Genomic DNA, 248 nt, shown 5'->3' on the forward strand with positions numbered 1-248 from the left:
AGCTGGACCTCCATGTCCATCCAGCGTGCGGTCAACAACATCCAGAACAGCCTGCAGAAGGGTCTGGCCTTCCTGGGCACCGTGGGGTCCACATCCCCGTTCATCGGGCTGTTCGGCACGGTCTGGGGTATTTACCATGCACTCACCGCCATTGGCATTGCCGGTCAGGCATCCATCGACAAGGTTGCCGGTCCTGTGGGTGAATCCCTGATCATGACCGCCATTGGTCTGGCAACGGCTGTGCCTGC

General features: G+C 60.5%; 1 protein-coding gene. It reads left to right on the forward strand.

Going from position 1 to position 248, the window contains the following annotated elements; genetic code table 11:
• Nucleotides 1-248: MotA/TolQ/ExbB proton channel family protein (locus HK20_RS12685; protein ID WP_198943939.1), on the forward strand; the 248-nt coding region annotated here is incomplete at both ends.

It is taken from the genome of Acetobacter sp. DsW_54 (assembly GCF_002153575.1).
GTDB classification, from domain to species: domain Bacteria; phylum Pseudomonadota; class Alphaproteobacteria; order Acetobacterales; family Acetobacteraceae; genus Acetobacter; species Acetobacter fabarum.